The sequence below is a fragment of the Bilifractor sp. LCP21S3_F8 genome (assembly GCF_052117805.1).
Classification (GTDB): domain Bacteria; phylum Bacillota; class Clostridia; order Lachnospirales; family Lachnospiraceae; genus Bilifractor.
In genome coordinates, this window is record NZ_JBQKIK010000007.1 from 61,885 (window position 1) to 84,050 (window position 22,166).

The 22,166-nt window shown below is 51.1% G+C and carries 11 protein-coding genes; all 11 read right to left on the reverse strand.

What is annotated here, in order from left to right; genetic code table 11:
* Positions 1-9 precede the first annotated feature (9 nt).
* Positions 10-5,313 (reverse strand): VaFE repeat-containing surface-anchored protein, encoded by a 5,304-nt coding sequence (locus tag ACTQ3A_RS05220; RefSeq protein ID WP_441494273.1) that lies wholly within the window; start codon positions 5,311-5,313, stop codon positions 10-12.
* Positions 5,310-6,581, reverse strand: a complete 1,272-nt coding sequence (locus ACTQ3A_RS05225) for a DUF7601 domain-containing protein (RefSeq protein ID WP_441494272.1) — start codon at positions 6,579-6,581, stop codon at positions 5,310-5,312. The genes ACTQ3A_RS05220 and ACTQ3A_RS05225 overlap by 4 nt, the downstream gene beginning before the upstream one ends.
* A complete protein-coding gene (locus tag ACTQ3A_RS05230; protein ID WP_441494271.1) occupies positions 6,578-7,507 on the reverse strand; it encodes a class C sortase in 930 nt (309 codons plus the stop codon). The genes ACTQ3A_RS05225 and ACTQ3A_RS05230 overlap by 4 nt, the downstream gene beginning before the upstream one ends.
* A 30-nt stretch (positions 7,508-7,537) precedes the next feature.
* A complete protein-coding gene (locus tag ACTQ3A_RS05235) occupies positions 7,538-9,691 on the reverse strand; it encodes a SpaH/EbpB family LPXTG-anchored major pilin (protein ID WP_441494270.1) in 2,154 nt (717 codons plus the stop codon).
* Between the two features lie 384 nt (positions 9,692-10,075).
* On the reverse strand, positions 10,076-10,870 hold the full coding sequence (locus tag ACTQ3A_RS05240; protein ID WP_441494269.1) for a class B sortase: 795 nt from the start codon (positions 10,868-10,870) through the stop codon (positions 10,076-10,078).
* Positions 10,871-11,429: 559 nt separating this feature from the next.
* The gene (locus tag ACTQ3A_RS05245) at positions 11,430-12,653 is read right to left on the reverse strand and encodes an NAD(P)/FAD-dependent oxidoreductase (RefSeq protein WP_441494268.1); all 1,224 of its coding nucleotides are present in this window, start codon (positions 12,651-12,653) and stop codon (positions 11,430-11,432) included.
* A gap of 386 nt (positions 12,654-13,039) precedes the next feature.
* A complete protein-coding gene (locus ACTQ3A_RS05250) occupies positions 13,040-14,305 on the reverse strand; it encodes an aminotransferase class I/II-fold pyridoxal phosphate-dependent enzyme (RefSeq protein ID WP_441100119.1) in 1,266 nt (421 codons plus the stop codon).
* Positions 14,306-14,513: 208 nt separating this feature from the next.
* Positions 14,514-15,497 (reverse strand): tRNA (adenosine(37)-N6)-dimethylallyltransferase MiaA, encoded by a 984-nt coding sequence (gene miaA / locus ACTQ3A_RS05255; RefSeq protein ID WP_441100107.1) that lies wholly within the window; start codon positions 15,495-15,497, stop codon positions 14,514-14,516.
* Between the two features lie 239 nt (positions 15,498-15,736).
* On the reverse strand, positions 15,737-17,881 hold the full coding sequence (mutL, locus tag ACTQ3A_RS05260) for a DNA mismatch repair endonuclease MutL (protein WP_441100106.1): 2,145 nt from the start codon (positions 17,879-17,881) through the stop codon (positions 15,737-15,739).
* A 6-nt stretch (positions 17,882-17,887) separates the two neighbouring features.
* Entirely contained in the window at positions 17,888-20,527 is a 2,640-nt protein-coding gene (gene mutS / locus ACTQ3A_RS05265) for a DNA mismatch repair protein MutS (RefSeq protein ID WP_441100105.1), read from the reverse strand.
* A gap of 172 nt (positions 20,528-20,699) precedes the next feature.
* Complete coding sequence (miaB, locus tag ACTQ3A_RS05270; protein WP_441100103.1) at positions 20,700-22,166, reverse strand: tRNA (N6-isopentenyl adenosine(37)-C2)-methylthiotransferase MiaB; 1,467 nt, start codon at positions 22,164-22,166, stop codon at positions 20,700-20,702.

Here is a 22,166-nt window from a genome sequence, read left to right on the forward strand (position 1 = left end):
TGTCAATTCTTAAGTTTCATTTCCTTTCTGTCGTTTCATGACCGCAAGCAATGCAAAGATCGCAAGGGCAATCGCAGCGATGGACACGACAAGGATGATTATTCTTCCCGGTCCGCCGGTCTGCAGGATCAGCTTTCCACTGTCCGCAACCCGGAATACCGGATTGGTAACTTGTGTATCGTTGACACTGGTAACCTTATGGTCTTTCAGCACCACCTTGATGTCATCCGACTGCAGTTCTTTTCCATTCGGTGCTGCTGTCTCTCGAATATAATAGGTGCCATCTTCCAGTCCTGTCCATGTGACATAGCCATCGGTTCCGGATATCTGCTCCGGATAATCCTTCGGATTTGCTCCGGTGCTGTCGTTCTGCTGATACCGGGACTTATCCGCTTTCAGAAGAACAAATTTCGCTCCGGCAAGGGACTGATGGTTGTTATCGATCTTCATGATACGAACAGATCCGGAGGTTACATGGTCATCGCCATGCATCAGAAGAACTTTTCCGTGATCATCCCAGCGGATCTCTACCGTATTTGGAATATCAACGCCATTTTCAGGTGTAATCTCCGCGGTAGAATTGATCAGTGTATCAAAGCGCAGCCGTAAATAATCTACGCCCTCATACTGTTTCTTCGAAATCTTCTCCAGTCCGCTGGCTGTCAGAGTGACTTTCAGCGTTCCGCCCACGATTCCTTCGGTTGCTCCGGATATGGTGTAATCTCCGCTGCCCAATGTCAGAAGAACATTTGCGTTCGTTTGCTCGGAATCAACCACATCCACTCTCACATTTCCCTTGTAATCCAGACGGGCGTCAATCGCGTCCGTGAAGGATGCTCCCCTCTGCTCCGGTTTGGAATCTTCCATGCCGGACGGGATCTTTGTTGTGATGCTCCATGTATGGATCTCATAACGGTTGTTGCTGACCTTGGAGACTACTTTCTTTGGTGTTGACACCAGAATACGAATCCTCTGTGCTTCAATGTTCTCTTCTTCTCTTGCCGATACGGACTCTCCGGAAAGATTCAGTGTTTCGAAAGCAACCAGCTGACAGTTCTGATACTGCATGGCATCAAAGCGGTAATGAATGTCCGCGCTTCCAGAAGATGTCAGATTTCCGTCCGTGGCTTTACCGGTTGTAAACGAGGTTTCTGTTGACCGGATTCCGGTATCGGTAAGACTTCCATCCGCATTCACCTTCATCAGCTTTCCGGTTACTTCGTATACCTTGGATGGAGCGAGGTTTTCATAGATCACCTGGTCGGTCAGGGTGACGTTGGTATCAAATGCCTTCGTATCATCCGCTGCCTGTACCGGTTTTCCGTTTTTGTCCAGATCAAAGGCGATGATCTTCTCTTCGTCATTCGCGGTCTTGTCTCCGTTGACGTCCTGATACAGGATCGTGCTGATCTTCGGGAAGAAAACCATCTGCTCTGTATCATTCAGATCCTTATGAGAGACAATCTCTTTACCATCGACAAGGATGGACTCTGTTGCCACCACGGTTTTTCCCTGCATACCGGTTGCATCGAATGTGAAGATGTTCTTCACTTCTCCGGTTTCACTGGTTACGTTCAGGGTTGTCGAAGCCGTAACGGTTTTTCCGTTTATGGTGAGCAGCTGCCCGGTCGTCTTGTCGTACAGCGTTCCGGATACCGTGATCGTCTTTCCAATATAGGAGTTCAGGTTCTTAATGCTTACCGTATCCGTCAGTTTAACATCCTTTTTTGCTTCCGTATACTGTGATCCTTCCTCGTTACAAAGGCTCGTGGATGGTACCGGAATCAGGGTATCATTGACATCCAGTGACGTGTCGGACAGGCTATTTCCTGTTTTCACGGCAATCAGTTTCCCGCTGTCATCGACTCTTGCCAGTACGACAGATCCCAATTTACTTCCGTCGGATACGGTGAAGGACGCGTCGTTTTCATATCCACTTGCGGGTTTGGTTTCCTGAATCGTGATGGTTCCATAAGGAACACTGACCAATCCTCTATCCGTATAAAGTGCGTCGCCTCTAACAAGATATTCATTCAACAAAAGAACTTCATATCTATTTTTGCTCGAATTATATTTCGCTGCAAACACCCATGTCCTTGTCGCCTTCTCCGGAAGGTCCGACAGGCTGCTGTAGTAATTGTTGTAGTACTTTACGGTAAACTCCGTCCCTTCCAGCGAGGGAACATTTGCTGTAGCATTTGCCGTATTTTTGTTGATCGTAATACCGATCGGGTCGGTTCCGGGCGCGTCTTTTACTTCTATTTTTGCTGTATTTCCTTCTGTTACTGTGTCACCTTTGACGTCCGTCGAAAGGATATATCCTTTTGGAGCGGTCAGCTCTTTGACGTAATAGGTTCCTACTTCAAGCTCTACCGTATTGGAATCGCCGTTTGCATCCGTAGTCAACCGTTTTCCGGTATCCTGCGTACAAGCCTTGTCCTTATAGACGCCATACACTGCACCTTTCAGTGTATAGCACGGATTTCCTTCGGTCATCTCCGGATTGGAGGATGACTTGTGAAGACGAAGGGAGCCATTCTTTGGGGTAGGAGTCGGCGTTGTAGGCGTTGGCGGTTCAGGAGTCGGCGTTGTGGGCGGCGGTGTAGGTGTTGTTGTAATAGATGGCGGTGTGGTATAATCATCGATCCTTACGGAAGGATCTGATCCTGTATCTACGGCTTTCGACACCGCCCTGGCAGAACCATCTGCAGTCATTTCGACGAGTGTATAGTGCCAGCCGTCGTCTATGGATACGCCGGATGGTGCACCGGTTTCACGAACCGCTATTACAAAATACTTGTTGTGCACGATCCAATCGTTGACGCTGCTGTATATCATGCTGCCACCGTTGACGATTCGCTTGTTCTCACCCGGATGGATGGTCTCACCCCAGTCATACCACTTATTGCTGCCGTCATTTACACTATAGGAGGAAGGTTTCGTGGTGCCAAAATTGCGGATTTTTGCTTCAAACGAATAACTGTTATTGCTGTAGCCGCTTACCTGGGAGCCATCGACATACTTCTTTACATTGATTTTGAGTTCACCATCCGGAGGGGTGTAGGTGTTATTGACGGTGATTGTTGCGGATCCTGACGCTACTGCTGCACCTGAACCATTATTTTTCATCTCAATGGTCACGTACTTCCATCCGTCATCCTTCGTTACACCGGACGGTGCTCCGGTTTCACGATATGCAATTACATAATACTTGTTTTTAGCGATCCAGTCGTTGAGGCTGCTGTACGTAGAAGAAACGCCGGCGACGGTTCGGGTTACCTGCTGGCCCGGATGGTAATTTGTGGACAATGTACTCCAGTTACCATCATCTACACTCGGTGACGAAGGTTTGCTGCCTCCATAATTGCGCATTTTTATTTCAAATGTGAAGTCGCTGTTTGAGTAGGAGGTATAAGTTGTTACCTGGATGCCGTTTAACGTCTTATCAATTCTGAAGTTGATCTCTCCACCAGGAGGTGATGATGGTTCGTCTTCTGCTACGGCGTAGACAATAACTGTGGTCCTTGGGAAGGTTGCTCCATTACGCACATTACTCAGACCGTATTGATATGTCCATTCTCTCCAGTTCTGATTTGTAGCCTGTCCGTTGTTGTAATGCACGGAATCCCAGGTTGAACCCGGAAGACCGGTACCATCATCTGCCCGCATTCCGGTTACTCTCTGCCAGGTTGTTTCTGTAAGATTGTAAACAGGATAGGCTGTACTGCCGTCTTTTCCTATTGTATAAATACCAATTGCTCCAACAACTCTGGCTTTATGTGTTTTGGAGCGTTGAGCTGCTTCCAGTATGGCACCCCTTGCTGCTCTATTATACAGAGAAACGTAGTTTTCGACTCCATTATGATCTATAGAACTGAGTGCACCACCGATGGCATTATATTCGATCGCTTTTGTCCGAAAATCGGTAATCTTTCTGGTAACTTCATTATCGTTGCCTATATCGGCATTTGCACCTTTTCCGGCATCATACCATACATAAAATCCATGGATGTCGCCAACAACTGACCCTCCTCCGGTTGCTCCGGTATTGCCTGATCCGACATTGGCTGTTTTGATATCATCGGAGGAATTCATGTCGATATCTTCATCCTTCTTGTTATCGTCCGTTTTTGCGGTTGTATAGACCGTCTTTTTATCAGCGGTAATCTTTCCTTCTCTGGAGAAGATGCCGGAAAGACGCGCAGCTGCCTCGGAAGTCGATGTGGAAACGACATAATAATCTACCGTCTCGCCATAGTTGGAGGTGCCGGCCTTCACACCATTTTCATCGACAGAGCCAGCGATAATCGCTTCTTCTACGGATCCTGGGATCGTATACCTGGCGTTGGTACGGTTATTTCCGGCAGCGCCGATTACGGTGATGCCTGCATTTACTGCTTCTTTGATGGCATCCGCGATCGAAGAGGTCTCTCCTTTCTTGGCTCCGGAAAGGGACAGGTTAATGACACGGACTTTTCTTTGGATGGCATAACGGATCGCCGCATAAACGGATGATGGCGTTCCTTTTCCATTTTGATCCAAAGCTTTGATGGATAGGATTTTTGCATCGGGGTTCTCCGATCTGATATCCTCTGCCATTTTCGTTCCGTGACCATTGTCATCTGACGCATTATCACCCAGCATGGAAACTGCCTCAATGACGTTGTCATCTATGGACGCGCCGGTATCAATCAGGGCAATCACGGAATCCGCGGAGATGCTTTTCTTTCCTTCCTGGTTTGCTTCTCTGGATGCTTTTTCCAGAGAAGTGATCGGGTTGGCATCCTGGGTCATTTCATCTGTGGATACATCCGTGATATTGTCACTGTCCGCTGCTTCCAGTTCTGCAGTATCAAAGTCTACAAAATCAGCGCTTAACTGATACTGTTCGTATGCGGATTTTGCCGCTTCTTCTGAATCATACTGGATCAGGTAGACATCGTCATACGAAGACAGAATTTTTCCCTGATCCTTTGCAATGACTGAAGCATCGTCTGTTCCGACCAGAAGGCGGGCGGACGGAAGATCGTTTTTTGTTTTCTGGTTTGTTTCATCCTGGCATTTTTCTGCGGTTGGTTTTTCCGCATCGTCTGCTGCCTCTGATCCATCTGATTCCGATTCAGAAACAATATCTGGTGATTTCGAAGTAGTGTCCGTGAAGGATGCCTGTGAACTGCCAGAATAGTCTGATGTGGAAAGAATGCTTTCGGAGGATGATTGTACTGCTTCCCCGGCAAATGCTGTCACAGGAAAACTTGTTAAGGTCAACGCAACCGCAAGGATGACATTCAGGGTTTTTTGATATTTCCTCATTTTTTCTTCCTCCTGCGTGAAAAAAGCACGATTCCAATCATACATAATGAAACAGCTGCCAGGATTCCATATAATACGGGTGGATTGTCACTCGTCTGCGTTTTACCTGTTTTATTTGGAGGCGTCGGTGTTGGCGGATTGTCTTTATGATTGACAAATTTTACCTGCGCCGGACTTTTCCGCATAATGCGTCCGGATGTGCCTTCTGATGTTGTCTTGTATCCATCCTGGTTCGCTTCCACTTCGGTTACCTTGTAGTCCGAACCACATGGAATCATCGTAATGGTTGCGATTTCTCCGGATTTCAGAGATATTGTGTCTCCGGTCTGTATGGTACCTTTTGTCCCGTTTGATATCTGGTAGGGAACGGTAAGGTCGTGATCCGTCGTCTTGAATTCTACTTTGAAATGGAACGCCTGCTTTGTGTCTCCGGCACTGCCGGTTACCTGCTTGCTGACGACAATCTCGCCCGCGGGCAGGGCCTTTGGTTCCACCTTCAGTTCGTAATTCCAGAAGGTACGTCCGGTTCCCTCTCCGTCGCTGAACGGCAGCTGAAACAGGAACGGGGCAGACGCGAAATGCTCTGCTGCCGGAGAGGTCTCCATTCCAAGGTAAACGCCCAGCTCCATCCCGCTGATTGCGAGTTTTCCGTCCTCTCCCGTCTTTCCGGTATAACAGGGTCTGATCTCCGGATGGTCCTTGTAATATGCCTGTACCTTTGCCGCAATCGTTTTTGCGTCCGTAGTCTGATCAATCACAAGATCCGGAATGATGGAAACGTACTGGTTTCCTACGGATGTGACCGTATCCGGTTCGTCTGCGGACGGTTTTTCTGCCCCCTCTTCCGGGCTGTTGTCCGTTGCGGATTCGGAGCTTACCGCTTCCGTTTCCGTCTTTGCATCCGTATCTGCCGCAGAGTCTGTATCTGCGGCAGTCGCTGCGTTCACGCCTGTGTCCGTTTTTGTTCCGGATCCGGGAACCACCGTGGCATTTTCGTCTGCCAACTTCTGGGGCAGGTCCGCGGCATCTTCTGCCGTGATCTGCATGTTCAGGTCCGCGATCTTGTAGAACGTAAATTCCGCGTCCGTAACCGGATCGTTTCCATCCACGGTGTCCTGATAGTCGATGACAACCGTTCCGGTCTGTGACGGATCAATGACGGATGACCGGCTGTCCGGATTCTCCGCCGCGCCAACAGGCACTGCAGACAACCCAAGAGCTGCGCAGCAGGACAGGCAGAACAGTTTTTTTAAAAATGTTCCTTTCATCCTTCGCTTTCTCCTTTCTTTTTCGTTTTCTTTTTTTTCAGAATGCACACACATCCGATCGTTCCAAGAGCGGCAGGAATCGAGAGCAGCAGCGCCATCTTGATCCATGGCAGCTTGTCGTTGTTCTTCAGGAAAATTGTTTCTCCTTCGGATTTGACAGGGATATCCGGATAAGTCCGTTTCCCGGTAACAAGAAGCCGGTGGTCGTTGATGCCGTAAGGCGTACAGGTGTAAAGCGTGACGAGATCCTTCGCGTCTTCCACCTGCAGGTAGGGATCACAGTCACCCGGCAAAAGGACACGGATGTCTTCCACCGTGTAGACATGTTCTTCATCCAGAATCCGGATGTAGAACTTGTCGCCCTTCGCAAGCTTTGTCAGGTCGGTGAAAATCCGGTTGCTGATGAGCCCTGTATGGCCGGCAATCACCGCGTGGGTGCTGTCTCCGCCATACGGAAGGCTCGTCCCGTACATGTGCCCGGTTTCGTATTCCAGCTCACTGTCCTTTGTCCCATGCGCCACCGGAAGGTAGACGTTGATTTTCGGAATAATGATGTAGGCCATCGCGCCGTCTTTCTGGTTCAGGATGGATTCATATTCCGAATCCGTGGCATCCGCGCCCCGATAGCTGAAGAAGCTTTCCTTCTGCTGTTTGGCGATTTTCTGGTTATATGCTTTTATTTTTTCTTTTTCTTCCGCAATCTCTGACTCGCTCATGCCATCGATTTCGCTGCTGTAACCGGTATACTTTGTTACCGCAGTCGCCAGATGGTACTGATCAAGGATCAGGGGAGAAAGAAGTCCCGCGACTCCCGCAGTAAGAATCAGCCATACGGCAAGAAGTAGTATTTTTCGCTTCATCAGGGTGTCCTCTCTTCTTCTCTCTTTTCCTGCTGCAATCGGATGATCCGGCAGAACATTTCCCATGTCCCGCCGGATGTCGGATTGTGTCAGGACTTATACGGTTTTCTTTTTCTTTCTGGTAGCCAGAACAAGAACGCTGCCCGCGCCGACTACAACCAGGAGGGTTGCGCCGTAAACCATTGCACGGCCCTCGCCGCCGGTCCGAAGGTTCAGGGATTCATAGTTCTCGACATTGAAGGAAGCCGTACCCTGATTTACGGAGATCGCTGCGGTATTTCCGTCCGCGGTAATGGTGGTCTTGTCTGCATCCAGAGCACCGGTTACGCCGTGGTTGGAGTTGGAATCGTCGGTCGGAACCGAAGTCAGGGCGATCGTCACCTTGGACTTCAGGAGCTCGTGGCTCTTTGCGCCGCTCTCGTCTTCTCTTCCCTCGGTTGCGGTCTCGGTCATGATGTAGTGCTCTTCATCAAGGCCCTTGATGTATAGTTTGCCGTCGGAACCCGGATGTACGGTTGTCACAATGTCTTTCGTGTCATCTGAAGTGCGGTCATACAGATGGTAGGTGCCGTCTCCCTCTTTGACGAACTGGACATCGCTGTCCTTCACATGATTCTCATTGCCGCCTGCTCCGGTTCCTTCTCTCTTGAAGGTGAAGGAAACCCGGGTCGGATCCTTCACCCCGTTTTTCTTTACATTCAGCTTGTAGGTATATACGCCAACCTTGTTGCCCTTGATGGAATGATCGGTATCTGTTTCGCCGCCGTTATCAGAAGTGTTCCAGGTCAGGGTCGGCTGGTTCTCTTCCTCCACCTGATCGCCGACATGCTGGGTGTCTTTGTTCAGAACGGAATCAAACAGGATCATCACCTGGCTGTCCTGCTGGATGGCGTTCAGCTTCGCAAGTCCGGCATTGGTCAGAGTAACCGTGAAGGAGCTGTTTCCGTCACTGTCTTTCTCACTCTTTGTCAGGGAATAGTCGGTATCTTTTGCCAGCTCGACCGCGCTTCCGCTCTGAAGCTGGAAGCTGTCATTGAGGGTGCCGTAATCGGTCATTTTCTCCGGGTTCGCAATACGGGGAACGATGTAGATGCCGTTGATCTTGTCAAAAGTAAGACCGTTATCCATGGTATCGGTCTCGACAAATTTGGTGTACGCGTTGCCGTCCTGCAGCATCGGTGCTTCCGGAAGAAGAACCTGGTGAACCGTCTCACCAATCTCATAATCGCCGTGATCAATCAGGGTGTCCTTATCGTCTTCCTTGATGATCCGCTTCGGGTTGTTGATGGTCTGGTTTTTGGGGTAAACCGTGACGTCGTACTGCCATGCGGTTCCCGCCGCGTTATTGCCGATGGTCGTCTGGTTAGTCATCGGGACGGAAACGAGAAGCGGGCTGGACTGGTTGGCAACGACTTCATCACGAGTAGTAGTTCCAATAACATCATCCTGTCCGGTCGCCGTCTGGTGCGGGTCCACGGTGATCTGGCCGCTCTTGTCGCTGTAAGGATTATTGCCTGCAATCTGCGATGCTGTTGACTTGTCATCTCCGGTCTGCGGATCGTAGCCGGAAATGTCGGTCTCGCATACGAGGTACAGGCCGAGCGGAAGCTTGTCCAGCACGATCTCCCCATTCGCGTCGGTTGTGCCGGTGTAAATGGATTTTGCGTTGTTACCGCGGTTGCTGATCACAAAGTCATTCAGGGACTTCTCTCCGCCCTGCGCCGCGTTGATGGTATCCATCACCTTCTGCATGGTTCCCGTGGTGTACGCCTGGGTATCGCCGCTTCCATCTGTACGCTTTACAATCGGATCAGAGTTGTTGGTTACAGCCGTTTTATCTGCATTTGCATCTGCAGCTGCGATCATCTTGTCCTTTGCCGCGGAATTCAGAATCAGGTTCTTGAAATCCTGGTCGAGGTTATCAAAGTAAACGCCGACGCCGTTCTTTGTGGTCAAAGTTTCGATGTCCGCAACCTTGATGGCAGAGAATTCCACGCCCTTCATCGGGGTCTGGGTGGAGCTGGTCGCGCCCTGCACGCCCTTGTTGTCGATGGTTTTGCCGTTGTTTTCCTTTACCTTGAAGATGGTGATGCTTCCGCTCTTCGTGGTGTCAATCGTTGATGCGGTGATCTGCGGGTTGGCGGAATCCGCGAAAACCGGAGCTGCCATGGAGGTCATGGCCATTGTGGCAGCCATGCTGATTGCGGCCAGATAACTGACCCTGGGCTTTGGATTTCTAACATCTCTCATTCCTTTTGTTCGGGGCGCGCATACCTTCTTTGCCTGCCCCTTCTCCTTTCTTCATTTTCGTTTGCTGTTACAATGACAATCGCTGTTCATGCGGCAGCTGCGAGAGCTGCGAAGCAACGGAACAGTTGACTTTATTCCGTATGTGTTGCCCCGCAAGCAGAGCAACAGATATGTGGCGCCCTTGCGAGGTATGGTGGTTTACGGGCCTTGGGCCTGTATCACCCTTCTTTTTCTGCGTGCAGGCATTTTTTCCTCCTTTTTCATTGGATCGTATGTTGAAAATTCTATGAATATAGGAATTGATGATCTTGAAAAAATGGTTTTGAGATTGCTCAATCTGATTTATGAGCGTTTTAAAATTTTTAACGGCGAATTTTTAACGGATCAGCGCACGGGATCTTTCAATTCCGGAGGCACATACCAGGATGCCGGTTGCTGGATCGTTTCCAGGTTTGTTTCTTTTCCGATGATTACCAGACGGCGGGTTGTTCCAGCCATTCCGTCACACGTGGAAAGAGAAACGAACCTTGCGTTTACATCCGGCTTCGGGGAATTTTCATACCTCGTACTTTTCCGCAGCATGTTCTGCCAGTCCAGAAAAGAAGGGCTGTTTTGGAACGTGCAGGTATAGACCTGTGATCCTGCTTCTGTCGTCAGAACGGAGAAAAAAGTGTAGGTACGTCTGGTACCGTCCGGCAGATACAGGCAGAAGGTGTGATCTCTGTATCCGGCATTGACGTACCGGGAGCGGAATTTGCCAAACATCGATCCATCCGCCATGTTGTGACCGTAGATGATGGAATTCTGGTCGTTGAAATACCTGCTGTTCACAGAATCCAGAAGAATGCTTCCGCCGTAGTTATAGGTGTGGTCGGGTAGTGCGTGAAGATATTCGCTGTTGTCATCGCCCTGAAGAACCGGATAACTGATGTCATCCAGCATCAGCCACGCGACGACATCCATGCCTTTGAACGATTCCCAGTTGATCGTGTCTGCGTCTGACCGAGACGCATTCCCAGATCTGGATGAGCTTTGATCTGGAGAAGGTGTGATGACCGCATCTTCCCGGATCCCACGGTAGGTTTTCGCGGATTTGCGGTACTCGGCGGTCTTCGGCAGAAGCTTATACAGGCAAAAGACCAGGACAGCGAAACAGACGAGGATCAGGATAATTTCCAACGCGGAAAATTTTCTCTCCCGAGAAGTCCTTTTCCTGTGCAAAGGACTTCTCTCTGGACATGTGGATTCAGACTTCTTCGGATACATGGTTTTTCCTCCGAATGTGGATGAAGGATTGTGAAATAAACAGAGAAATGAAGGTTTTGAGATGAAAATGTGAAAGGTAAAAGCTACAGAGCGCATGGAAAAATAATCATGCACATCACATGATGGAATACAAATTCAGAACCAGAGGAGAGAAAATAAAATGCAGAGAAATAGACTATAAGAAAAGATGTTAACAAAACAATGGAAAACTGACCGAAAAAGACAGTTCAGAAATGAATACTGATAAATAGATGGTAAACGTAAGTTTTAATGAAATGATGATAAGAATTGTCTGTGAATATATGCATTATAGCATAACAATTTCTGCCTGTAAATAAAAAGAAAAGGTAATTACTGTATAAGTCCAGTCGCAATGTTCTTGGCTCACGGGGAGCTTGCTCACCAGTGAGCAAGAACATTAGCGACAACAACAGGTATGACGATGAAGCGCGAACGCGCGTAAGAGACTGTATCAGCTCTTTCGGCTGCAGGCTCTTCCGGCTACATAACCACTCGACCATGCCCATTGCAGATTATAGCCCCCGCACTCTCCGTCTACGTCAACGGCCTCGCCGGTAAAGTATAGCCCGGGGATCTTCCGGCATTCGAGATGATCCGTCAGTTCTTTCGAAGAAATTCCTCCGGAGCAGATCTGCGCCTGCTTCATGGATGCGGTTCCGGTGATGGTAACGACGTAATGCTTGATGCGACGGGCAATATCCGGATAATCGTTCCGTCTGTTTTCTGATGAATTGTTTTTGGACACGTGTCCGATTTTGCCGCTGAACAAAGGGATGAGCTTGTCGGGAAGAAGGCCGATGAGAAGCTCCGAAAGGGGCGCTCCCGGTCGCAGTGCGGTTCTTTTTTCCAGGTCGGCGGCAAGATCATGTTCCGAGAGATCCGGCATGAAATCGAGCACTGCCCTCACCTTACATCCGCTGCTGATTCGCTCCGCCGCGTACCGGCTGACCTGAAATACGGGAATGCCGGAGATTCCAAAATCTGTGAGCTGGACTTCGCCGGTATCTGTCGCCACGCATTCCGAATCTGTCAGGATTGAAACAGAGGCGTGAACCCGGGTTCCTGCCCAGCGGTTCGTCACATCTTCGCGGATTCGAAGCGGTACAAGCGCAGGAAGAAACGGGACGGTGTCAAGGCGCAGATCGCGGGCAAATTGTATGGCATCGCCGGAGGCACCGCGCACCGCAGACGCCGGGCTTCCCGTAGCGATGATTACGGAACCTGCCTCATAGGTCCAGGTGGATGTGGAGACAAGAAAATGACCATTCCGGCAGTCTATCGCCGTCACCTGTTCTTTTGACTTGATCTTTACCCGGTATTTCTCCGCCTCCAGCAGGAGCAGATGAAGAACCTGGGATGCCTGTTCGGTGTAAGGATAGACCCAGCCATTTCGGTCAATTGTTTTCAGCCCGATTCCGTGGAAAAAATCAAGCGTATCCCGGTTCGAGAAGGCCGTGAAAATACGGCTGGTGAGACTGGAAGCTCCGCCCCGGTAGTGAGAAGGCGACAGATCCAGATTGGTCAGATTGCATCTGCCATTTCCGGTTGCCAGAAGCTTTCTGCCCGGCTTTTCATTCTGTTCGAGAACGGTTACCTTCCGTCCGCTTCGCGCGGCGGTGACGGCAGCCATAAGACCGGAAGCCCCGCCTCCGATTATGATGAGCTGTTCATCCATAGAAATCCTCTTCTCAGCTGTTTATCTGCTGTTTAACTGCTGCGCATTTGCTGTATGTGTCCGGTATTTCAGCTGCATTTTTACGCCAGTACTTTGTAAGATAGCTGCATTTTTACGATGGTATTTTTTATATTCTGAGCGGACAAATGAACGAGATAAAACACGCTGCGCGAGTTTTATCTCGCTATCGCGACGCTCGCCGCACACGAATGCTTCGCATTCGGCTGCGGCTCACTGTTCGCGTAAATCACATCCGCTCCCGCAAGGCGTGAAGCGGAAGGCGAACGCCGCGACAGATCGGTGAAGCCGGCGTCCTGTCAGCGGTATGGAAGCTGCGAAGCAGTGAAGTGACGCATAACTTATACATTGTGGCGCCCCGCAGACCGTTACAAGCTGACAAGCCCCGCGTCTATCACTTTCTGCAGGCTCATGATGATTCCCAGCTTACCATGTGGCCACGTAAGACCACCCTGGAAGTACACGGCGTAAGGCGGCTTGATCGGTCCGTCCGCCGAAAGCTCGATGGAGGAACCCTGTACAAAGGCTCCGGCAGCCATGATGACATCGGAATCATAGCCCGGCATCGGCCACGGTTCCGGAGTGACGTAGCTGTCTACCGGGGCAGCGGCCTGTATGCCCTGGCAAAAGGCAATGACGCCTTCCGGTTTTCCGAAGGTGACGGCCTGAATGATGTCGTGACGGTCCTCTGTCGCGTTCGGGACAACGGGGAAGCCGAGCTTTTCATACACATTTGCGGCAAAAATCGCGCTCTTCAGCGCGCTTGCTGTGACTGTCGGGGCAAGGAAAAAGCCCTGATAAAAGGCAGGGTTGGTGCCGATGGAGGCGCCGACTTCTTTGCCCAGACCCGGCGTGGTCAGACGGCAGGCGGCATTTGCCACACATTCTTTTTTTCCGACGATATATCCGCCGATAGGGGCAAGTCCGCCGCCCGGATTCTTGATCAGGGAGCCGACCATCATGTCCGCTCCGACGTCCGTGGGTTCGATGCGCTCCACGAATTCTCCGTAGCAGTTGTCAACCATGCAGGTAACATCGGGACGGATGGACTTGATGAAATGAATCAGATCGCCGATTTCCTTAACGGAGAAGGTATGACGGGTCTGATACCCCTTTGAGCGCTGGATGGTGACAAGCTTTGTGCGCTCGTTCAAGGCGCTTCGGATACCCTCGTAGTCGAAGGAACCATCCGGGAGCAGATCCACCTGACGGTATGTGACGCCGTATTCCGCGAGGGAGCCTCGTGACGGGCGTATTCCGATGACCTCCTCCAGAGTATCATAGGGCTTTCCGACAGGGGACAGAAGCTCATCACCCGGACGTAGATTTCCGGAGAGGGCAATTCCGAGGGCATGGGTGCCGCAGGCAATCAGCGGACGGACCAGTGCGTCCTCGGTGTGAAAGGTGGAGGCAAATACCTTTTCGAGCGTGTCCCTGCCCATGTCATTGTAGCCGTATCCTGTGGAGGGATAGAGGCATGCTTCGCTGACACGGTTTTCCTGCATGGCGCGGATCACCTTCAGCTGATTATATTCTGCGGTTTCATCGATCTTCCGGAAACGTTCACGCAGAGAATCGGCGATCTCTGCGCAGAAAACTGCGGTTTTTTCGGCGATGCCGAAGCTTTCATACATCTTTATTTCTTCTTCTGTCATTCTTAACCTCTGTTTCTGATACTTTAAAGTGAATATTACTATCGTTGATATAATGAATCGGTAGCTTATACGTTATGTGGCGCCCCGCCTGCGGAGCATGATGGTTTAATGTATATGTCCTGCGGAGCATGGCGGCAGACGACAACAGGATTGTCTTATTAGAAAAAATAGATTTGCACAGATCAATTCAAAGTGGCTGGCTGTCTTCGCATAGTTTTTTGCGCCACAATGCCAGCATATAATTCAGGATGGCGTCATCCTCGTAGTTGAATTCATTTTTGTTGATCCAGATGATGCCGCTCTCCCGCTTGAACCAGGTGATCTGGCGCTTCGCAAAGTGACGGGTGTCGCGCTTGATGATCTCCACCGCTTCGCCTAGCGTACATTTCCCGTCCAGATACGGGAACAGCTCCTTGTATCCGAGCCCCTTCATCGAGACATTGTTCTCCGTGAGGCCTCTTGCCTTCAGACTGCGAACCTCATCGACAAGGCCGGCCCCGATCATCTGATCCACTCTCCGGTCGATCCGGTCGTAGAGCCGTTTCCGCTCGTCATTGAGTACAAAATAAAGGTAGCAGTAAGGGGAGTCCTTCGCCCGCTGCTCCTCATTATGTCTGGATATCGGAGTGCCGGTCTGGTCATAAAATTCGAGAGCCCGGATGACACGTTTGAGATTGTTCGGATGAATTTCCCGTGCCGCCTCGGGATCCTTTTCTGCAAGGATGGCGTGAAGAGCCTGCGGACCTCTCTCTTCTGCCAGTTTCTCATACGCGGAACGGATGTCGGATTTCCCTTCGCTTTCGGAAAAATCGATGTCTCTCAGCACCGCCTGGATATAAAATCCGGTTCCACCGGTGATGATGGGAACCTGGCCGTTTTTCCAGATCTCCTGCATCGCGCGGAGGGCCATGGCTTTGAAAAGAGCAACATTGAAATCCTCTTCGGGTTCCAGAACATCGATCAGGTAATGCGGAATTCCCTGTCTTTCTTCCGGCAGTATCTTCGCGGATCCGATGTCCATGCCCCGGTAGACCTGCATGGAATCGGCGGAGACGACCGCTCCGTTTACCGCCGCTGCCAGCTTCAGGGAAAGGGCGGTTTTACCGACCGCCGTTGGACCGGTAAGTACAAGGACCGGCTTTTTCTTCAGCTTTCCGTAATCAAATGACATGGATGTTTCTTTCCCTCTTATTATTAATGATTTATTTATCCTTGATCATAACTGCCAGATCACACAGATCTCCGGGATTCTTTCCGTGTATTGTGTCACTGGAATTTTCGGGATCCCAGTCGAATATCAAATCACACGATTTACCGGGAATCTATCAGCGTATCCTGTCACACGGTTCATGAGGAGCCTCACAGTGTGTCGGATTACGCTGCACACCGGGTTCCATGCGGCGTATCGTATCACACGATCCGCTTGAATTTTCTGTCCAGATCGTACTTTGTCATTTTGATGATCGTAGGACGGCCGTGCGGGCAGTTGTAGGGATTCTCCAGTGTCAGGAGTTCGTCAATCAGGGCATCCGCTTCCTTCAGGGACAGCATGCTGTTTCCCTTGACGGCTGCCTTACAGGACATGGAGGCAATTTTTTCCGGAATGCTTTCCGGAGAGACGTCTCCGATCTCTGTCAGCTGATCCAGGATTTCCGTGAACAGGCGGTCGGACGCGATTGAATACAGATTATCCGGAACGGAATTGATCTTGAAGGAGTTTCCTCCGAAGGATTCAATCTCGAAACCGAGCTTTGCGAAGACGTCCAGGTTCTTCTCCAGAATCCCCGCTTCCTTCGCACTCAGATTCACGACAATCGCCGGATACAGCATCTGGGCATTGATTTTTTTCTCCCGGTAATTCTTCATCATCCGTTCATAATTGACTTTCTCATGAGCGGCATGCTGATCGATGATGTAGAGAGCATCCTGATATTCGATGATCCAGTAGGTGTCAAAGATCTGACCGATGATGCGGAACTGCTTTCTGGAGCCGGGAGACAGAACTTTTTCCTTCGAGGTAAAGAAACTCATCTGCTCCGGGGCGGAAAAATCCTGTTTGCGGGGAGCAGCTGCCCCGGAGTTTGCCGCCGCAGGCTGTGCCACAGCAGTCTCATCAGCAATACCTGGCGTCGCAGGCCGAGCCTCAGCAGTCCTATCGGCAGTACCCGGCGTCGCAGGCCGAGCCTCATTAGTCCTATCGGCAGTACCCAACCGACAAGACTGCGCCTCGGGAGATTTTGCGTTGTCGGCGGTAGCTGACCTGTGGAATCCGCCGACCGGGTCCGTGTCCTGGCGGGGCGATGCGTTCGTATTCTTACGATCAGAAGTGCTCGTGCCGGACACACCGTACGTGGGAATGTCCGTGCGGGGGGAACTTCGATAGTTCCCGTTCTCATCGCGGACCGATGACACGCCACCGCCTTTCGTGGGTGCCGCACTTTCCGCAGCATCCATCCGCCGGACGCGTTCAAAAGGCTCCGGCGCAGATTTCGAGAGAACCGGAAGCTTTCCCGGCCGGTCTGCGCTGCGCCGCGGTTCATGTCCAACCGGAACCTCGGGGATCCGCTCACGGTTCATGAGCGTATTTTGAATGGCCAGACAGAGCTGATGGTAGATGTCCTCCTGGCTGGAAAAACGAACCTCCATCTTCTGCGGGTGCACGTTCACATCCACCTTTTCTCCGTCGATATTCAGGTACAGCAGAGTGAAAGGATATTTGTGCTGCATGAGAAAGCCATGGTAGGCATCCTCGATTGTCTTTGCCAGAAGGCGGCTTTTCACATATCTTCCGTTCACAAAGTAATATTCATAGTTCCGGTTGCCACGCGCTACATTCGGATTGCCGATGAATCCGTCGATTTCCATCAGGTCAGTCTGTGCGTGAATCGGAATCAGCTCTCTGGTGAGATCCCGGCCGAAAATCTGATAGACGATTTCCTTCAGGTTTCCGTTTCCGCTGGTGTACAGACGGTTCTGTCCGTTCTGAATGAATTTGAACGAAATCTCCGGGTGAGACAGGGCAAGCTCTTCCACAAAGCTGCTGACATGATTTCCCTCGGACATGGGAGATTTCAGAAACTTCGCCCGGGCAGGAGTGTTGTAGAAGAGATTGCGGATGATGAAAGTGGTGCCCTCAGGCGCCCCGATTTCCTCGTACTCCTTCTCCTCTCCGCCTTCGATCGTGTAGCGGATGCCGGTCAGTGCTTCCGGCGTTTTTGTGATGCATTCTACCTGCGCGACTGCGGCAATGCTTGACAATGCCTCGCCGCGAAAGCCCAGCGAAGATATGTTGGTGAGATCCTCCACCTTGCGGATCTTGCTCGTCGCGTGGCGCAGAAAGGCTCTCCGGACCTGGTCGGCGGGGATGCCGGCTCCGTTGTCCGTGATCCGCATGAAGGTGGTTCCGCCGTCCCGGATTTCGATGGTGATTGCCGTAGAGGCGGCATCGATGGCGTTCTCCGTGAGCTCCTTGATGACGGAGGCAGGGCGCTCGACCACCTCTCCGGCGGCGATTTTGTCTATTGTAGCTTTATCCAGTAATTCGATTGATCTCATATGTGCTTACCAGCGGTTTTTCACCTCGTTCTGCAGATGGTTCAACATGTTCAGCGCGTCGAGCGGCGTCATGGTGGAGATGTCAATCTCCCGGATTTCATTGATGATCTTGTCGTTATCGGTCGTATCGAAGAGTGACATCTGCTGCATGTCGACTGTATCGTAATGGCGCGGCCTGCTTTTCTTTGCACGGGATTCCGTTAGATTCTTGATGGCTGCCGTGATGTCGGCATCGGACAGCTGATCGAGAATTTCCTTCGCCCGCGCGAGGACAGCCTCGGGAACACCGGCGAGACGGGCAACCTGGATGCCATAGCTCTTGTCGGCACCTCCCTTTACGATTTTCCGGAGAAAAACGATGCCGTCTCCCTTTTCCTTCACGGCGACGCAGTAGTTGTTGACGCCCGCGATCTTACCCTCCAGCTCGGTCAGCTCGTGGAAATGGGTCGCGAAGAGTGTCTTGGCTCCGATTTTTTTTGGATCGGCGACAAATTCGGTGATCGCCCACGCGAGGGACAGACCGTCAAAAGTACTGGTCCCTCTGCCGATCTCATCGAGAATCAGAAGGCTGTCGGAGGTCGCGTTCCGAAGAATGTTCGCCACTTCGCTCATCTCAACCATGAAGGTGGATTGACCGCTTGCGAGGTCGTCCGAAGCCCCGACACGGGTAAAGATGCGGTCCACAAGACCGATATTGGCCGATGAAGCAGGAACAAAGGAACCAATCTGCGCCATAAGAACGATCAGGGCGGTCTGACGCATGTAGGTGGATTTTCCGGCCATATTCGGTCCGGTAATAATCGCGACGCGGTGCTCCTGCTGATCCAGGTAGGTGTCATTAGAAATGAACAGATCGTCCGGGATCATTTTTTCAACGACGGGGTGACGGCCGTCCCGGATATCAATCTTCCCGCTTTTGTTCAGCTTGGGGCGCACATAGCGATTCCGTTCCGCCACATACGAGAAGGAACAGAAGACATCGAGGCAGGCGATGGCCCTGGCGGTGCGCTGTACGCGGGCGACATTTTTTCCGATGGTGTCCCGGATATCGGAAAACAGCTCATATTCCAGGGAACCGAGCCGGTCCTCTGCTCCGGTGATCTGTTCCTCAATCTGACGGAGCTTGTCGGTGCTGTAGCGCTCAGACCCGGTCAGAGTCTGTTTTCTCTGATAGTAATCGGGGACTTTGTCCTTGAAAGAATTCGTTACCTCGATGCAATATCCGAAAACCCTGCTGTATTTAACCCGGAGAGTGCGGATTCCGGTCTTTTCCCGCTCCTCAGCCTCCAGATCGGACAGCCATTTCTGTCCGTCTTTTTTTGCTGCCCGGTATTTGTCCACCTGCTCATTATAGCCATCCTTGATGATGCCTCCGTCCTTCATGGCCATCGGAGGATCATCGATGATGGCGTCGTCAATCGCGTGAAACAGATCCTCGAGAGGATCCAGATCATTCTGAACATTTTTCAGAAGATCCCCCTGAAATCCGGTCAGAAGCTGACGGATAAAAGGAAGCATCTGAAGGGAGGACTTGAAGGCAATCAGATCACGGGGGTTGGCCGTCTGATAGGCGATGCGGCTGGACAGTCGTTCAAGGTCATAGACCGGCTGCAGATATTCACGGATTTCATCCCGGATCATCGGCATACCTGTGAGCTCCTCAACGGCGGTCAGACGCTTTTCGATTTCCTCTTTATTGATGAGCGGCTGTTCGATGATGCTTCTGAGCATTCGTGCGCCCATGGCGGTCTTGGTGCGGTCCAGAACGCCGAGAAGAGACCCCTTTTTCTGTTTTTCCCGAAGCGTCTCCACCAGTTCCAGATTTCTCCGGGTAGAGCTGTCGAGAAGCATAAAACGGTCGGAAAAATACGGCGTGATGGAGGTCATCTGCTCCATGTTGTTCTTCTGTGTCTCATAAAGGTACTGGAACAGCGCACCGGCGGCGATCGTGCCGCAGCTGAAATCGTCAAGCCCCAGACCCTTCAGGGAGGAAACATGGAAATGCTTCTTCAGTATTTTCTGGCAGGAATCATCATCAAAATAATAGTCATCGAGCGCGGAGACAGAGATCCGGAGCCTGGTCCTGAGATCCTCGAGATCGAGGCCGGACACCATCAGGCTCTGATTGCAAATGATTTCGGACGGCATGAATTTCTGGATTTCATCCTTCAGCTTCTGCGCGGTGTCTGTCTCGGACACCAGACACTGTCCGGTGGAAATGTCCGCGATGGACATGCCGTAGCGGTCGGAGGTACAGACGATACACATGAGATAATTGTTTCTGGTCTCATCCAGCTCCTCCTGACTGATCACGGTGCCGGGAGTGACGACCCGGATGACCTCACGTTTTACCAGGCCTTTGGCCAGCTTAGGGTCTTCCACCTGTTCACAGATCGCGACTTTGTGACCCAGGGCAATCAGTTTTGTGATATAGGTATCCGCGGCGTGAAAGGGAATGCCGCACATGGGAGCCCGTTCCTCCAGACCGCATTCCTTTCCGGTCAGCGTCAGTTCAAGTTCCTCTGACACCATTTTCGCGTCGTCATAGAACATTTCGTAGAAGTCGCCGACCCGGTAGAAAAGAACACAGTCCTTGTATTCTTCCTTTGTGGCCAGATAGTTCTGCATCATTGGTGACAATGCCATTTTCTATAGAAACCTCTCTTTCATCGGACGAACGCCCCTTCTGCATGGGCACGAACCAGCTGTAATAAATGTTGATCCGACTGTTATAAAAAATCGGTCCGGCAGTTATAAAAAGTTGATCCGGCAGGATCTAAAAGTCGGTCCGGCAGTTATATAGAGTCATTTCGCTGTCTCAAACCGTTTCGATCCGGTGTCCCATATAGTAGAAGCCGTGACATTCATCGAGATGAACGGTCACGATTTGTCCGATCAGACTGCCGTCACCGGGAAAATGTACGACGATGTTGTTGTCCATACGTCCGGTTACAAGGCTCTCATCCTGTTCGTTGATCTGCTCCACGAGGACGTCCTTGTCCTGACCGGTGAATCGGGATGTCTGTTCTCTTCCGGTTTTCTGAACCAGGGCGAGAAGACGGTCAAAGCGGTCTTTTACGACATCCTCCGGTACCTGATCTTCCATGGAAGCGGCAGGTGTTCCGCTTCTCCTGGAATAAATAAAAGTGAAGGCACTGTCATAGCGGACTTTCTCCACGACATCCAGCGTTTCGAGAAAATCTTCCTCGGTCTCGCCGGGGTATCCGACGATGATGTCGGTTGTCAGGGAAATATCCGGAATCGCCGCCCTGATACGGTCAACGAGTGCCAGATAGGACTCTTTTGTGTAGCGGCGGTTCATGTCCTTCAGAATCTTTGTGCTTCCGGACTGCAGCGGAAGGTGAAGATGACGGCAGATCTTCGGATATTTGGCCATTACCTCAATCAGCTCGTCCGACAGATCCTTGGGATGCGAGGTCATGAAACGGACCCGGTCAAGACCGTCAATCTGCACAACCTGCTCGAGGAGCCGGGCAAAGGTGACGGGATTCTCGAGGGTTTTGCCGTAAGAATTAACATTCTGTCCCAGAAGCATCACTTCCCGGACACCATCGGCGACGAGGCCCTCGATTTCCTGTATGATTTCGATCGGCTCACGGCTCTTTTCCCTTCCGCGTACGTACGGAACAATGCAATAGCTGCAGAAGTTGTTGCAGCCGTACATGATATTTACACCGGATTTGAAGGGGTACTTCCGGTCAACGGGCAGCTGCTCCACCATGCGGTCGGAGCTCTGCCGGATGTCGATGATCATCCGGTCCGGATGATCCAGTGCCTCGGAGATCAGCTCCGCAGCCTTATAGATATTGTGCGTACCGAAAATCAGATTCACGAAGCGGTAGCTTTCCTTCAGCTTTGATACGACATGCTCCTCCTGCATCATGCAGCCGCACAGACCGATCATCATGTGCGGATTCTTCTTTTTATAGGAGTGAAGTTTTCCGAGTCTGCCGTATACCCTGGTGTTTGCATTTTCGCGTACGGTACAGGTATTGTAAAGAACAAGGTCGGCATCCTCTGTTTCAACCTTTCTGTATCCGATTTCTTCGAGGATACCGCGGAGCTTTTCGGAATCCCGCGCGTTCATCTGGCATCCGAAGGTGACTACATTGAAGGTGAGCGGTCTTCCTGCTCTCTCGGAAATCTCTGCCAGTTTCCGGCGCGCTCTCTCGATAAAATAATACTGCCGGAAGGGCTCGTTTTCCGGCGCGGGTTTTCGGGTATCTATACTGCTGATGATCTGTTCGTAACTCTGATTATTCAA

Excerpts from the sequence above, each read along its gene's own strand:
- ACTQ3A_RS05250 (WP_441100119.1), bottom strand. The coding sequence starts at position 14,305 with ATGTATGAAAGCTTCGGCATCGCCGAAAAAACCGCAGTTTTCTGCGCA.
- mutS (WP_441100105.1), bottom strand. The coding sequence starts at position 20,527 with ATGGCATTGTCACCAATGATGCAGAACTATCTGGCCACAAAGGAAGAA.
- miaA (WP_441100107.1), bottom strand. The coding sequence starts at position 15,497 with ATGTCATTTGATTACGGAAAGCTGAAGAAAAAGCCGGTCCTTGTACTT.
- ACTQ3A_RS05220 (WP_441494273.1), bottom strand. The coding sequence starts at position 5,313 with ATGAGGAAATATCAAAAAACCCTGAATGTCATCCTTGCGGTTGCGTTG.
- ACTQ3A_RS05235 (WP_441494270.1), bottom strand. The coding sequence starts at position 9,691 with ATGAGAGATGTTAGAAATCCAAAGCCCAGGGTCAGTTATCTGGCCGCA.
- ACTQ3A_RS05225 (WP_441494272.1), bottom strand. The coding sequence starts at position 6,581 with ATGAAAGGAACATTTTTAAAAAAACTGTTCTGCCTGTCCTGCTGCGCA.
- ACTQ3A_RS05245 (WP_441494268.1), bottom strand. The coding sequence starts at position 12,653 with ATGGATGAACAGCTCATCATAATCGGAGGCGGGGCTTCCGGTCTTATG.
- ACTQ3A_RS05230 (WP_441494271.1), bottom strand. The coding sequence starts at position 7,507 with ATGGGAAATGTTCTGCCGGATCATCCGATTGCAGCAGGAAAAGAGAGA.
- mutL (WP_441100106.1), bottom strand. The coding sequence starts at position 17,881 with ATGAGATCAATCGAATTACTGGATAAAGCTACAATAGACAAAATCGCC.